Annotated in this window: 11 protein-coding genes; 3 read left to right on the top strand and 8 right to left on the bottom strand. The window is 71.0% G+C overall.

Features of this window, described 5'->3' with window-relative positions; all coding sequences use genetic code 11:
- Positions 1–168: 168 nt before the first annotated feature.
- The 3 genes from IEY89_RS28180 to IEY89_RS28190 form a co-directional block, all read right to left on the bottom strand.
- Positions 169–1,656 carry an ABC transporter permease gene (locus IEY89_RS28180; RefSeq protein WP_189150316.1) on the bottom strand — a complete coding sequence of 496 codons (1,488 nt, stop codon included), beginning with the start codon at positions 1,654–1,656 and terminating at the stop codon, positions 169–171.
- A gap of 182 nt (positions 1,657–1,838) precedes the next feature.
- On the bottom strand, positions 1,839–3,110 hold the full coding sequence (locus tag IEY89_RS28185; RefSeq protein ID WP_189150317.1) for a L,D-transpeptidase: 1,272 nt from the start codon (positions 3,108–3,110) through the stop codon (positions 1,839–1,841).
- A gap of 268 nt (positions 3,111–3,378) precedes the next feature.
- Positions 3,379–3,732, bottom strand: a complete 354-nt coding sequence (locus IEY89_RS28190; protein WP_189150318.1) for a hypothetical protein — start codon at positions 3,730–3,732, stop codon at positions 3,379–3,381.
- A 110-nt stretch (positions 3,733–3,842) separates the two neighbouring features.
- On the opposite strand from IEY89_RS28190, the gene IEY89_RS28195 reads away from it, so the two are divergent.
- Positions 3,843–4,253, top strand: coding sequence for a cell wall protein (locus IEY89_RS28195; RefSeq protein ID WP_189150319.1), 411 nt, complete (start codon positions 3,843–3,845; stop codon positions 4,251–4,253).
- A gap of 59 nt (positions 4,254–4,312) precedes the next feature.
- Here IEY89_RS28195 and hutH read toward each other — a convergent pair whose 3' ends face one another.
- The 3 genes from hutH to IEY89_RS28210 all read right to left on the bottom strand — a co-directional run bounded on the left by hutH (position 4,313) and on the right by IEY89_RS28210 (position 8,082).
- Positions 4,313–5,851, bottom strand: coding sequence for a histidine ammonia-lyase (gene hutH / locus IEY89_RS28200; RefSeq protein ID WP_189150379.1), 1,539 nt, complete (start codon positions 5,849–5,851; stop codon positions 4,313–4,315).
- Between the two features lie 170 nt (positions 5,852–6,021).
- Positions 6,022–7,179 carry a GGDEF domain-containing protein gene (locus tag IEY89_RS28205; protein WP_189150320.1) on the bottom strand — a complete coding sequence of 386 codons (1,158 nt, stop codon included), beginning with the start codon at positions 7,177–7,179 and terminating at the stop codon, positions 6,022–6,024.
- 84 nt (positions 7,180–7,263) lie between these two features.
- Positions 7,264–8,082 carry an enoyl-CoA hydratase/isomerase family protein gene (locus tag IEY89_RS28210; RefSeq protein ID WP_189150321.1) on the bottom strand — a complete coding sequence of 273 codons (819 nt, stop codon included), beginning with the start codon at positions 8,080–8,082 and terminating at the stop codon, positions 7,264–7,266.
- 206 nt (positions 8,083–8,288) lie between these two features.
- On the opposite strand from IEY89_RS28210, the gene IEY89_RS28215 reads away from it, so the two are divergent.
- Positions 8,289–9,122 carry an MSCRAMM family adhesin SdrC gene (locus IEY89_RS28215; RefSeq protein WP_229695458.1) on the top strand — a complete coding sequence of 278 codons (834 nt, stop codon included), beginning with the start codon at positions 8,289–8,291 and terminating at the stop codon, positions 9,120–9,122.
- 26 nt (positions 9,123–9,148) lie between these two features.
- On the opposite strand, the gene IEY89_RS28220 is transcribed toward IEY89_RS28215, so the two are convergent.
- Together IEY89_RS28220 and IEY89_RS28225 are read right to left on the bottom strand one after the other, a co-directional pair.
- A complete protein-coding gene (locus IEY89_RS28220; protein ID WP_189150322.1) occupies positions 9,149–10,309 on the bottom strand; it encodes an adenylate/guanylate cyclase domain-containing protein in 1,161 nt (386 codons plus the stop codon).
- A 214-nt stretch (positions 10,310–10,523) separates the two neighbouring features.
- Positions 10,524–11,438: a biotin--[acetyl-CoA-carboxylase] ligase gene (locus IEY89_RS28225; protein ID WP_229695450.1), complete on the bottom strand. Its 915-nt coding sequence runs from the start codon at positions 11,436–11,438 to the stop codon at positions 10,524–10,526.
- Positions 11,439–11,559: 121 nt separating this feature from the next.
- On the opposite strand from IEY89_RS28225, the gene IEY89_RS28230 reads away from it, so the two are divergent.
- A complete protein-coding gene (locus IEY89_RS28230; protein ID WP_189150323.1) occupies positions 11,560–13,164 on the top strand; it encodes an acyl-CoA carboxylase subunit beta in 1,605 nt (534 codons plus the stop codon).
- Positions 13,165–13,175 lie beyond the last annotated feature (11 nt).

Here is a 13,175-nt window from a genome sequence, read left to right on the forward strand (position 1 = left end):
GGTGGTGCGTCGTCGTTTGTCGGCTGCGGGCCGGTGGGGGCTGGTCGCTCCCCCACTCTCGGCTTCGCTCTGGCGGGGGGACCCCCATCGCGGCGGAGCCGCATATGAATGCAGCCCCGCGCCCCTGGGTGGGTCCAGCCCCCGTCGGTCGTAGCCGAACCCCGCGTCCTACTCCACTCGCCTCAGCGCGTCCGCAGGGCGCAGCCTGGACGCGCGCCAGCCGCCGAAGGCCCCGGCGATCAGGCCGCCCGCGACGGCCAGGCCGACCGCGAGGACGATGGTGGAGAGCGCGACGGGCGCGGTGAGCGCGACCGTCAGGGCCTGGGACGCGGCCTGCCGGCCGAAGCCGCCACCGCCACCGCCGGGGAAGCCGCCGGCTCCGCCGGGACCGCCGTTGCCGCCCGAACTGCCCACCTCCGCCTGGAGTTCCGGGCTGATCGCGGTGACGGCATACGCACCGGCGAGGCCGAGCGCGATACCGAGGGCGCCGCCCACCAGCCCGTTGACGACGGCCTCGCCGACGACCTGCCGGGTGACCCGGCCCGACTTCCAGCCGAGCGCCTTCAGCGTGCCGAACTCGCGCACCCGGCGGGAGACCGCCGAGGAGGTGAGCAGGCCCGCGACCAGGAAGGCGGCGACGAGCACCGCGATGGACAGCCACTTGCCGACGTTGGAGGCCAGGTCGGAGGCGGTGGACAGGGACCCGGAGACGGTGTCGGCGAGATCGGCGGACGTCGTGACGGTCGTACCCGAGATGTTCTTCTGGATCGTCGACTTGACCGCGCTGATCTGCTGGGAGTCGGTCGCCTGGACGTAGATCGTGGTGACCTTGTCCTTGGAGTCGCTGAGGGTCTGGGCCTGCTTCAGCGGGATGTAGAGGTTGGCCGCCGCGTCGCCGCTCTCGGGGGTGGCGATACCGATGGCCTTGTACTTGACGCCCTTGATGGTGACCGTGCTGCCGACCTTGAGCTTCTTCTCCTTGGCGTAGGAGGCGTCGACGACCACCACCTTGGCGTCGGTCTCGGAGGTCGTGAAGGTACGGCCGCTGGTGATCTTCGAGGAGGTCAGCGGGCCGAGGGCCGGCTTGGTGACGTCGGCGCCGTACACCGAGTAGTTGTTGACGTCGAACTCGGCGCCGCCGCCCTCGACACGCCCCTGCGGAGACCCTGTTGAGCCGCCGCCGGGGAATCCGCCGCCCTGGTTGCCGCCGTTGCCCTGCTGGTCCTGCTGGAACTGGCCCTGGCGGAACTGGCCGCTGACCTTGATGACCTGGAGGCTCAGTCCGCCGACGGCGTCCGAGACGCCCTTCTGTGTACCGACCTTGGAGACCGTGGAGGCGGCCAGGGTCTGGAAGCCCTGGACCATCACCCGGTCGCTGCTCTGCTCCGCGTCGGAGTCGTTGTCCTGCGCGTCGAACTGGAAGCGCGGGCGCTGGGCGTCGCCGCTGCCGGTCTGGGCCGCGGCGGCCTTGGTGACGGTCATGTCGGTGCCGAGTCCGTACAGCGACTCGAGAACCTTGTCCTGCGCCTTCGACATGCCCGAGGACACGGAGGTGACCACGATGACCAGGGCGATGCCGAGCGCTAGCCCGGAGGCGACGACGAGTGCCGCTTTACGGCGGCGGCGCAGTTCGCGCCTCAGGTAGGTGAAGAACATGGCCGCAAGCTAGGTACACCGCGTGATGACGGGATAAGTCCTGCATAAGAGATGCATGAGAAGCTTGTGATCGGCATCGGAAACCGGCGTCAACAGCCTTGGGAAACGCAGAGGGTGGCCGCTCGCAGGAGCGGCCACCCTCGTCACACGGGGAGTTGGTGGTCAGGTCGGATCAGACCGGATCAGACCGCCGAACCCGCCTTCCAGTCCGCCCAGTTCATGTTCCAGCCGTTGAGTCCGTTGGCCGGGTCGACGGTCTTGTCGCCGGTGTTCCGGACGTCGACGACGTCACCGATGATCGAGTTGTTGTAGAACCAGGCGCCCTCGGACTTCGAGTCGTTGGCACCCTTGGTGTCGTTCAGGCCGACGCAGCCGTGGCTGACGTTGGCGCTGCCGAAGGTCCCGTCGGAGCTCCAGTAGTTGCCGTGCACGAAGGTGCCGGAGGTGGTCAGCCGGATGGCGTGCGGCACGTCCTTGATGTCGTACTCGCCCTTGCCGTCGTCGTCGGTGAAGCCCACGGTCGCGCCGTTCATGCGCGTCTCCTTGAACATCTCCGACATCACCATCTTGCCCTCGTACGTCTTGTTCTCGGGCGAACCGGCGGAGATCGGGATGGTCCTGACGACCTTGCCGTCCTGGGTGACCTTCATCGTCTTCGTCTTGGCGTCGACGATGGAGACCTGGTTACGGCCGATCTTGAAGGTGACCGTCTTCTGCTGCACGCCGAAGACACCGCTCGCGCCCTCCACGCCGTCGAGCGCCAGCTTCAGCGTGACGGTGGAGTTCTCCTGCCAGTAGTCGTCGGGCCGGCAGTCCATGCGGGTGTCGTTGAACCAGTGGCAGACGATCTCCTGCCCACTGGTCGAGGAGACCGTGACGGCCTTCTGGACGGCCGCCTTCTCGGTGATCGCCTTGTCGAAGTTGATCGACACGGGCATGCCCACACCGACGGTCGAGCCGTCCTCGGGAGTGAAGTAGCCGACGAAGCTGTTCGCGGCGGCGACCGTGGTGAACGAGGCGTTCTCGTGGGCGGCACGGCCCTTCGCGTCCGTCGCCTCCGCCGTCACCTTGTAGGTGGTGGCGCGCTCCAGCTGGGCGCTCGGCTTCCAACTGGTCTTGTCCGCCGATATCTCACCGGCGACAGCGGTACCGTCCGCCGTCGTCATCTCCACGGACGTGAGGGTGCCCTTGGTCACCGCCACCCGGGCGGCGTTGTTGATGGAGGCGTTGTTCGAGCCGTCCCCTGGCGTGATCTTGATCTGGGCCTCGGAGGTCTTCTCGGCCGCCGCCTCGTCGGCCTTGGCCTGAGAGGTGTCGGTGCCGCTGTCGCCCTTGGAGGCACTGTTGCTGTCGCCTCCGCTGCACGCAGAGAGCACCAGCACGCCACCGAGCAGGGCGGACGCGGCCATCAGACCCTTGCGCCGCCTACTGTCCGTCTTCACACGCTTCTCCATCGTTGCCGAATCCCCAACCAAAACCAGCGAGGGTCCCCGTGCGGAACCCGCAAATCCCCGTAACACGCTTCAACGCTACGACCGGTTCGTCCCGTTCCACATTCACTCGATGTGTGGGGCACACCACGTCGCCTGGGTCACAGGGAGCTGTCCGCTCATCCCGTACTCCACCGGGTCGCGTGGTGCCACTGCCGGTCACTGCTTCTCCTGAGACGACGAAACCCCGGTCGGCGGTTGCCGTCCGGGGTCAGGTTTTTCCCCAGCCGTGTCAGCCGCCTACCCGCTCCCCGACCACTTCATCGCCGTCCGCCTCATCATCCTCGTCCAGATCCCAATCCGGCGAATCCGGGTCGTAGTCGATCTCCTCGCTGCTCCAGGAAGCCTGCGCCAGTTCGGTCCCGGGCACCTCACCGACCAGGTCGAACGGGTCCACGAGGTACGCGAGCGCCTCCGCGGTGTCTTCCGTCACAGTGTCCTCGGCGTGCACCCGCTCGTCGGCCGGCATCTCGGTGTCGGCGGCGATCCGCTGCAAAGCGGCCTTCGTCAGGGCGTCCACGTCGTCGACCTCGACGACCAGTTCCACGCGAAGTCGTACAAAACGTGATGTCTCTGATGTGCTCATGGTCGGAGAGCGTACGGCTCTCGGCTCCCGCAACTTTCCCACGACCCGCGCCTTTCATTAGCATCGGGGTCACGGCCAATTCGCCAGCGCCACAAGGGGATCGATATTCCGTGTCATCCGCACGTCGATCGTTGTTGACCGCCACCGCCGCGGGCACCCTCCTGGGTGCCCTGTGGTTCGTCCCGTCCGCCAACGCGACGGCCGAGAAGTCGGTGGAGCAGCGGCACAGAGCGGACACGTCCATGTCCACGATGTCGGAGCACTCCCGGCAGATCTCCATGACGAGCACCACCAGGGCCGTCGGCGCGAACGCGAGGACGAGTACCCGTACCAGCACGAGTACGACGGCCACCACGGCCACCGCCACGACGACCTCGGACTCGGGCGTCGACGACGGCACCCGGCTCGCCGACACCGGCAGCTTCAACACCACGCCGTACGTCGTCGGCGGCACGTTCTGCCTCGGTATGGGCGCCGGGTTCGTGGTGTATTCGCTGCGGCGGGAGCGCCTGGGCTTCTGAGCGGGCCGGGGCCCTGTCCGGCAGCACCGGCAGGGCCCCGGCCCGCTGACCGCGAACGCCTACCGCAGCGGCCCGGTCACCGGCTCCACCGCCGCGACCAGGTGCCCGCCCCGCACGAACGCGTCCGCCGCGGCGAGGTCGGGCGCCAGGAACCGGTCCGGCCCCGGCCCCTCGACGCCCGCCGCCCGTACGGCGTCGATGACGGCCCGGGACGCGGGCGCGGGCGCGAGCCCCTCCCGCAGCTCGATGGCACGCGTGGCCGCGTACAGCTCGACGGCGATGATCCGGGCGAGGTTGTCGACGGCGGTACGGAGCTTGCGCGCCGCCGACCAGCCCATCGACACATGGTCCTCCTGCATCGCGGAGGACGGGATCGAGTCGGCCGAGGCGGGTACGGCGAGCCGCTTCAGCTCGCTGACCAGGGCGGCCTGCGTGTACTGGGCGATCATCAGTCCGCTGTCCACACCGGCGTCGTCCGCGAGGAACGGCGGCAGCCCGTGCGAGCGGTTCTTGTCGAGGAGCCGGTCCGTGCGCCGCTCGGCGATGGATCCCAGGTCGGCCGCGGCGATGGCGAGGAAGTCGAGGACGTACGCCACCGGAGCCCCGTGGAAGTTCCCGTTGGACTCGACCCGCCCGTCGGGCAGGACGACGGGGTTGTCGACGGACGAGGCCAGCTCCCGCTCGGCGACGAGCCGCGCATGCGCCATGGTGTCGCGTCCGGCGCCGGCGACCTGCGGGGCGCAGCGCACGGAGTAGGCGTCCTGGACGCGCGGCGCGCCGTCCTGGTGATGCCCGGTGAGTTCCGAACCCTTCAGCACGGCAAGCATGTTGGCGGCGCTGGCCCCCTGACCGGGGTGCGGCCGGATGGCGTGCAGTTCGGGTGCGAGCACCTTCTCGGTGCCGAGGAGGGCCTCCAGCGAGAGGGCGGCGGTGACGTCGGCGGACTTGTAGAGGGTGTCGAGGTCGGCGAGGGCCATGATCAGCATGCCGAGCATGCCGTCGGTGCCGTTGAGGAGGGCGAGGCCCTCCTTCTCGCGCAGCTCGACGGGCTCGATGCCGTGCGCGGCGAGGAGTTCGGCGGCCGGCTTCACGACCCCGTCCGGCCCGTCCGCGTCGCCCTCGCCCATGAGCGTGAGGGCGCAGTGGGAGAGGGGTGCCAGGTCGCCGGAGCAGCCGAGGGAGCCGTACTCGTGCACGACCGGGGTGATCCCGGCGTTGAGCAGGTCGGCCATGGTCTGCGCGACCTCGGGCCGCACGCCCGTGTGCCCCGAGCAGACGGTCTTGAGCCGCAGGAACATCAGCGCCCGTACGACCTCGCGCTCGACCCGCGGTCCCATGCCGGCGGCGTGCGAGCGGACGATGTTGCGCTGGAGCCGGCCCCGCAGTTCGGGGCTGATGTGCCGGCTCGCGAGGGCACCGAACCCGGTGCTCACGCCGTACACGGGCTCGGGCTTGGCGGCCAGCGCGTCGATGATCCCGCGGGCCTTCGAGAGAGCGGCGACGGCCTCCCCGGACAACTCGATCCGGGCCCCGCCACGCGCCACGGCCAGCACGTCGGCCGCGGTCGCCCCGGACGTCCCCACCACCACAGTGTGCATATCCATATTCAGGAGCGTACGCAGTGAATTCCAGGATGTCACTACCGGGTGGCCGGTACACCCCTTACCTATCCAGCCCGCCCGGCGATCGAGGACAAGGCCCGTTCAGGGCCGGAGCGGGGGTCTGGGGGCGGCAGCCCCCAGTGACGCCCACACGAACACCCCGAACCTCACGCCCGACGCCCACGGAACCGCCGCCGCTCGACGACCGCCTCGCCGGAGGGCTCCTCGGCGAGCCGGACGACCGGGTCGTCGGGGCCCTCGCGCCCCGCGACCACCGGCCGGTCCGCGTGGACCGCCTTCGCCCGGTACTGCGCCGCGTCGGCGAGCCGGAACAACCGCCGAGCCGTCCGCACCGGCCCGATCGCGTCGGCGGTCGACGCGATCCCGCACGCGACCCCTTCCCCCAGCTCCAACTCGGCCGCGCGACGGCACAGTTCGTCCGCCGCCCGGACCACGTCGTCGACAGGCGCACCGACCACCAGCAGACAGAACTCGTCACCCCCGAGCCGCGCGGCGAGGGCGCCGGGCAGCATGGCCCCGCACAGCGACAGCACCGACCCGAACCGTTCGAGGAGCCGGTCGCCGACCGCGTGCCCCAGGGTGTCGTTGACGCGTTTGAGCCCGTTCAGATCGCAGACGACGAGGCTGACCACCGCGCCGTCCCGCCGGTGCCGCTCGATCGCCTCGTCGAGGTGGGCGTCCACGGCACGCCGGTTGGCGAGCCCGGTGAGCGCGTCGGTGAACGCGAGCCGCCGGGCCTCCTCCAACCGCTCGGTCTGGGCGATCCCGGCCGCGACGACGGAGGCCAGGACGGTGGCGAAGTCGGCGTCGGCACGGCCGAAGACGGGGGCACCGACGGGCCGGGCGACATACAGCTCACCCCAGGCCCGGCCGTGCAGCACCACGGGGGCGACGACACAGCAGCCGCGCCCCCGGCGCCGCAGGGCGGCGACACGCTGATGGCAGTACCCGGGGCGGCCGGCCGACGACTCGTGCGCGGGCCCCTCGGCGGTCTCGACCCAGGCGTTGGGCTCACCACCGCCCGCCCACCGCTCGTGCAGGAACTCGGTGATCTCCGGGAACTGGTGCACGGGGTAGGCCTCCGCCTCCGGGAACTCCTCCTCGTCGGCGGCCCGCTCCCCCACGTTCACCAGAACCCGCAGCCGCCCCAGCTCCCGTTCCCAGACCGACAGCGCGGCGAAGTTCCCGGCCAGGGCATGACAGGCGCCGAGCGCGGCGGCACGCCAGGACTCGCGGGAACTCTGCGCCGCGGCCATGCCCTGCGCGAGCGTCACGACGGCATGGAGCCGGCTTTCCTCACCCATTGATCCAGATTAGGAAGGTTTGGGCGGAATGAGACATCGAGAAAGCGAGCAGAGTCCCTTTCAAGGTCGCCGGAGGCGGGAAAGCTACTCCCCCGGCCAGACGGGCGCCCTCTTCTCGGCGAACGCCGCGACCCCCTCCGCCCGATCGCCCGAGAAGGCGACGGAACGCCACGCGGCGTCCTCCACCTCAAGCCCCGCCCGCAGATCCAGCCCGAACCCCAGCCGCAACGCCCGCTTGGCCGCCCGCACCCCCACCGGGGAGTTCGCCGCGATCCGGGACGCCAGTGCCAGCGCCTCCTCCCGGTCGCGCCCCGTCTCCACGAGTACGTCCAGCAGCCCCAGCTCCCGCGCCTCGCCCGACTCCACCCGCCGCGCGGTGAAGATCAGCTCGGCGGCCCGCGCCGCGCCCACCCGCCGGGGCAGCAACTGCGTACCGCCACCCCCCGGAATCACGCCCACGGACACCTCCGGCAACCCCACCACCGCCGTGGAGTCCGCGACGATCAGATCGCAGGACAGCGCCAGCTCGAACCCACCCCCCAGCGCGAACCCGTGCACCGCGGCGACCGTCGGCATCGGCAGCTCCAGTACGCCGGTGTAGGCACCCCGCGCCACCGGCCGCTGCCGGACCAGTTCGGCGTCGGACATCGAGTTCCGTTCCTTGAGGTCGGCGCCGACGCAGAACGCCCGCTCATGGGTGGAGGTCAGCACCACCGCGCGTACGTCACCGTCGGCGGCCAGGGCGGCACACGCGCCGGCGATGGACCGGGCCATGGCGGAGGAGACCGCGTTCATGGCCTTCGGCCGATCGAGGACCAGCTCGGCGACGAACCCGTGCCGCCGCACCACGACGAACTCCCCGAACCGCTCCTCCGACCGCCCCTCGACCCGTTCCTCACCCATGACACCCTCCTGGTTAACGCAGGTTAACTACGGCCGCCCCGATCATCGCAGCCCGCCCACGCCCGGGGGAAGAACGGACGGAGAAGGGACCCTCTCCTCGTTCGGGTGACATGGCACCGATCTCCTGAAATCTCCCTCCCGGGAGCGCATAACGTGCGCACCGCCACGGCGCACCCGGGGCGCGAGCGCAACGGGGAGGGATCGCGATGACGGACACGACGACAAGGCCGGTCGGGACAGGCACACCAAGGCACGCGCAGGTCCCGCCACAGGCCCCGTCCCGCATCCCAGCGCAGTACCAGGCCCCCGCCCGGCCATGGACCCCTCCCCCGCCTCCTTCCGCGCCTCCGGCGTCCGAGGCCCCGCCGACGCCCCTCCTCAACCGCCCCCGGGGCCGGCACCGCAAGCCCCGCCCCCGCAAGGTCCTGCTGGCGGCGGGCGGCTTCGCGCTGGCCGCCGGGGTCCTGAGCCTCGTACGGATGGCGCCCGACGGCGGAATGGGCGTCGGCAGGGCCCAGGCCCAGTCCGACCTGGACACCGACATGAGCGCGGACTCGAACGCTGACTCGAATTCGGACGGGGGCGCCTCGGCCGACCGCACCGGCGACACGGCGTCCGACGTCGGTGGCATCCCCACGGCGAACCCGTCGGCGAGCGCCCCGATGGGCGGCGCGACCTCCGTCCCGACCACGCCCTCGACCGCGCTTCCGACGGCTCTCCCGAGCACGACCGGCCCCTTGCGGCCCTTGCCCCTCGGCGCGCTCCCCACGGCCCTCGGGCCCGCCGCCGACGCCACCACGATCCCGCAGCACCCCAGCACGCCGGCGCCCGTCACCCCGCCCGGCCAGGTGCGGCCGGCGGCCCCGGCACCAGTGGCGCCTCAGCCCCAGCCACAGCCCCCGCAGCAAGGGGCACCGGCCCCCGCGCCGACGCCCGAGCCCCCGCAGGCCCCCGCACCGGCCCCGCAGCCCTCGGCGCCCGGCGGAGTGTGCGTACCGCTCATCGGCCTGTGCGTGGACGCGCTGAACCACCGCCACTGAGCGGAGGGGAACGCGCGCGGCCGGTCCTACGCGACGGGACCGGCCCGCCGGGTCAGCAGCCAGGGCTCGACCACGCCGAGCCCGCGCACGGGCCGCTGCCACATCGGCTGGAGCGCGAAGCGGTACACCGGCGGCTCCTCGCCCTCCTTCTCCGCGGTGGCGGCGGCCTCGGCCGCCTCCGCCTCGGAGGCGGGCGCGTCCCCGGTACGGATCAGCTCCTCCGCGAACGCCGCGTCGACGAGCACGGCGTCCCGCGGCGCTATCGACGTCAACCGCGAGGCCAGATTCACCGTCGACCCGAACACATCACCCATACGGGTGGTCACCGTGCCGAAGGCCATCCCGACCCGCAGCTCGGGCATCGTCTCGTCGTGCGCCATCGTCTCGATCAGCCGCAGCGCGATCTCGGCGGCCACGCCCGGCTCGTCCGCCGCGTACAGCACCTCGTCGCCGAGCGTCTTGACGAGCCGCCCGCCGTTCGCCGCCACCAGGTCGGCGGCCGTGGTCTCGAAGGCCTCGACGAGTTCGCCGAGCTCCTCCTCCTCCATACGCCGGGTCAGCCGCGTGAACCCGACCAGGTCGGCGAAGCAGACGGCGAGCCGCCGGTCGACCATCTCCTCGTCGTCGGCGGCCTGCACGACCCGCCCGGTCGCGGCGGCGAGCTGGCGCCGCCAGACGTACACGATGAACTCCTCCAGCTCGGGCAGGAGCAGCTCGATCAGCGGGTACGTCACCTCGGTGCGTGTCATTCCGGGCTCGGGCGGCTCGGTCAGTCCCTCCAGGAAGGAGTCGATCTGCCACTCGGCCAAACGGGCGGTGGTCTGCCCGGTGGAGCGCGCCACCTGCACGGCCATCGCCTCGCTCAGCAGCCCCGCCTCGACGAGACCGGCGAGCCGGCGCAGCGCGAGGACGTCCGCCTCGGTCAGCGCCTTGGCCTGCCCGATGTCGGCGAAACCCATCGCCCGCCAGAAGCGGGACGCCAGCTCCATGGAGACACCGGCACTGCGGGCGGCCTGAAAGGGCGTGTAGCGCCGCTCGGCGCCGAGGATGAGCTGTTCGAGGCGCAGGGCGAGCGGGTCTCCGCCGGTGTCGGCGTCATGGGGGACCCCCCGGTCGAGCGAAGCCGAGAGTGGGGGACCGTCCACCCGGCTGCCCGCCGTGTCGGAGCCCGTGTCGTCGACGGTCACGCCTGCTGCCCTTCCGATCTGTCACGGTCAGATATCGACCGCCCTCAACGATACGGCCTCGCTCCGCCAGGTCCAGCAGGGACGACCTACCCGGTGTTGGTGTGACCGTCACTGGGGGCTGCGCCCCCGGACGGGCTGAAAATGCCGCCCGGCACCGAGAACTTCGAGGGCGCCCGTAAACGGACGGGATAACGGGTGGGCGGGGGGAAATTCCTTAGGCCGGCCGCAGGTGCACCACATCCCCCGCCCCCACCGGCTCCTGCACCCCCTCCTCCGTGGCGAGCACCAGCCTTCCGTCCCCGTCCACGGCAACCGCCTCGCCCACGATGGACCGGTCCCCCGGCAACTCCGCCCGCACCGTCCGCCCCAATGTCGCGCACCCCGCCGCATACGTCTCCTGCAGCCCCGACAACACGGGATCCCCCTCCACCGACCGCCACCGCACGTACCACTGCTCCAGCGACCGCAGCACCGCCCTCAGCAGCGGATCCCGGTCCGTCCCCACCGCCCCGGCCAGCGCCAGCGACCCCGCCGTCGGCACCGGCAGCTCGTCCTCGCGCAGGGTGACGTTGACGCCGATGCCGATCACCACCCCGTCCGCGCCGGACCGCTCCGCGAGGATCCCGCCCGCCTTGCGCTCCGCGCCGCCCACGTTCACCAGCAGGTCGTTGGGCCACTTGAGGGACGTATCGACGCCCGCGGCGCGTGACAGTCCCGTGGCCACCGCGACCCCGGTGAGCAGCGGCAGCCAGCCCCAGCGGGCCACCGGGACCTGCGTCGGCTTCAGCAGTACGGAGAAGAACAGCCCGGAACGGGCGGGCGCCGTCCACTGCCGGTCCAGCCGGCCGCGTCCGGCGGTCTGCTCCTCGGCGAGCAGGATCAGACCCTCCTCCGCCTTGCCCGCGCCCGCGAGGGCGACGAGATCGGCGTTCGTGGACCCCGTACTGCGGACGACCTCCACCCCCGACCAGAGCCCGCCCTCCCGGACCAGGGCCCGGCGCAGCGCGACGGCGTTGAGCGGCGGCCGGTCCAGGTCGGACCAGCGCCCGTCGCTTCCCGCCGCACCCTCCGGTCCTGCTGCGCCCTCGGTGTTGTCTGCGTCGTTGTCTGCGTCATCTCGCGGCGTCATGCAAGCCACACTAGATGTGGTAAACGCCGCACTGCCGATGGGTAGGCCCGCCACTACGCTACGGATGAGTAGCCAACCCCCCCTTCTGAGCACGTCACTCTTTGCAGGGAGCCGCATCCCGATGGCCGAGCCGGTACAGCCGCAACAGATCGACATCCACACCACCGCGGGCAAGCTCGCCGACCTGCAACGCCGCGTCGAGGCGGCGACGCACGCCGGATCGGGACGGGCTGTCGAGAAGCAGCACGCCAAGGGCAAACTGACGGCCCGTGAGCGGATCGAACTGCTCCTCGACGAGGACTCGTTCGTGGAGCTGGACGAGTTCGCCACGCACCGCTCGACCAACTTCGGGCTGGAGAACAACCGCCCGTACGGAGACGGTGTGGTGACCGGTTACGGCACCGTCGACGGCCGTCCGATCGCCGTGTTCTCGCAGGACTTCACCGTGTTCGGCGGCGCGCTGGGCGAGGTGTACGGCCAGAAGATCGTCAAGGTCATGGACTTCGCGCTGAAGACCGGCTGTCCGGTCATCGGCATCAACGACTCGGGCGGCGCCCGTATCCAGGAGGGCGTGGCGTCCCTGGGCGCGTACGGCGAGATCTTCCGCCGCAACACCCATGCGTCCGGGGTCATCCCGCAGATCAGCCTGGTCGTGGGCCCCTGCGCGGGCGGAGCCGTGTACTCCCCGGCCATCACCGACTTCACGGTCATGGTCGACCAGACCTCGCACATGTTCATCACCGGCCCGGACGTCATCAAGACGGTCACCGGCGAGGACGTCGGCTTCGAGGAACTGGGCGGCGCCCGCACCCACAACTCCGCCTCGGGCGTGGCCCACCACATGGCCGGCGACGAGAAGGACGCCATCGAGTACGTCAAGCAGCTGCTGTCGTACCTGCCGTCCAACAACCTCAGCGAGCCCCCGCTGTTCCCGGAGGAGGCGGACCTCGCCGTCACGGACGAGGACCGCGAGCTGGACGTCCTGATCCCGGACAGCGCGAACCAGCCGTACGACATGCACACGGTGATCGAACACGTCCTGGACGACGCCGAGTTCTTCGAGACCCAGTCCCTTTTCGCGCCCAACATCCTCACCGGGTTCGGCCGGGTGGAGGGCCGGCCGGTCGGGATCGTCGCCAACCAGCCGATGCAGTTCGCGGGCTGCCTCGACATCGACGCCTCGGAGAAGGCGGCCCGCTTCGTCCGTACGTGCGACGCCTTCAACGTCCCGGTCATCACCTTCGTGGACGTCCCCGGCTTCCTGCCGGGCGTCGACCAGGAGCACACGGGCATCATCCGCAGGGGCGCGAAGCTGATCTACGCCTACGCCGAGGCGACCGTCCCCCTCATCACGGTCATCACCCGCAAGGCCTTCGGCGGCGCCTACGACGTCATGGGCTCCAAGCACCTGGGTGCCGATCTCAACCTCGCCTGGCCGACCGCCCAGATCGCCGTGATGGGCGCCCAGGGCGCGGTCAACATCCTCCACCGCCGCACGATCGCCGAGGCGGAGGCGAACGGGGAGGACCTGGAGGCCGTCCGCGCCCGCCTGATCCAGGAGTACGAGGACCACCTCCTCAACCCCTACATCGCGGCCGAACGCGGCTACGTGGACGCGGTGATCCTGCCGTCCGACACCCGCCGCCAGGTCGTACGGGGCCTGCGCCAGCTCCGTACGAAGCGCGAGTCCCTGCCGCCGAAGAAGCACGGCAACATCCCCCTCTAGACCGTCCGGAC

Source organism: Streptomyces lacrimifluminis (genome assembly GCF_014646095.1).
GTDB lineage: Bacteria > Actinomycetota > Actinomycetes > Streptomycetales > Streptomycetaceae > Streptomyces > Streptomyces lacrimifluminis.

Bases quoted from the DNA above. Each gene is read 5' to 3' on its own strand.
- IEY89_RS28180 (WP_189150316.1), bottom strand. From the start codon at position 1,656: ATGTTCTTCACCTACCTGAGGCGCGAACTGCGCCGCCGCCGTAAAGCG.
- IEY89_RS28185 (WP_189150317.1), bottom strand. From the start codon at position 3,110: ATGGAGAAGCGTGTGAAGACGGACAGTAGGCGGCGCAAGGGTCTGATG.
- IEY89_RS28190 (WP_189150318.1), bottom strand. From the start codon at position 3,732: ATGAGCACATCAGAGACATCACGTTTTGTACGACTTCGCGTGGAACTG.
- hutH (WP_189150379.1), bottom strand. From the start codon at position 5,851: ATGCACACTGTGGTGGTGGGGACGTCCGGGGCGACCGCGGCCGACGTG.
- IEY89_RS28205 (WP_189150320.1), bottom strand. From the start codon at position 7,179: ATGGGTGAGGAAAGCCGGCTCCATGCCGTCGTGACGCTCGCGCAGGGC.
- IEY89_RS28210 (WP_189150321.1), bottom strand. From the start codon at position 8,082: ATGGGTGAGGAACGGGTCGAGGGGCGGTCGGAGGAGCGGTTCGGGGAG.
- IEY89_RS28215 (WP_229695458.1), top strand. From the start codon at position 8,289: ATGACGGACACGACGACAAGGCCGGTCGGGACAGGCACACCAAGGCAC.
- IEY89_RS28225 (WP_229695450.1), bottom strand. From the start codon at position 11,438: ATGACGCCGCGAGATGACGCAGACAACGACGCAGACAACACCGAGGGC.
- IEY89_RS28230 (WP_189150323.1), top strand. From the start codon at position 11,560: ATGGCCGAGCCGGTACAGCCGCAACAGATCGACATCCACACCACCGCG.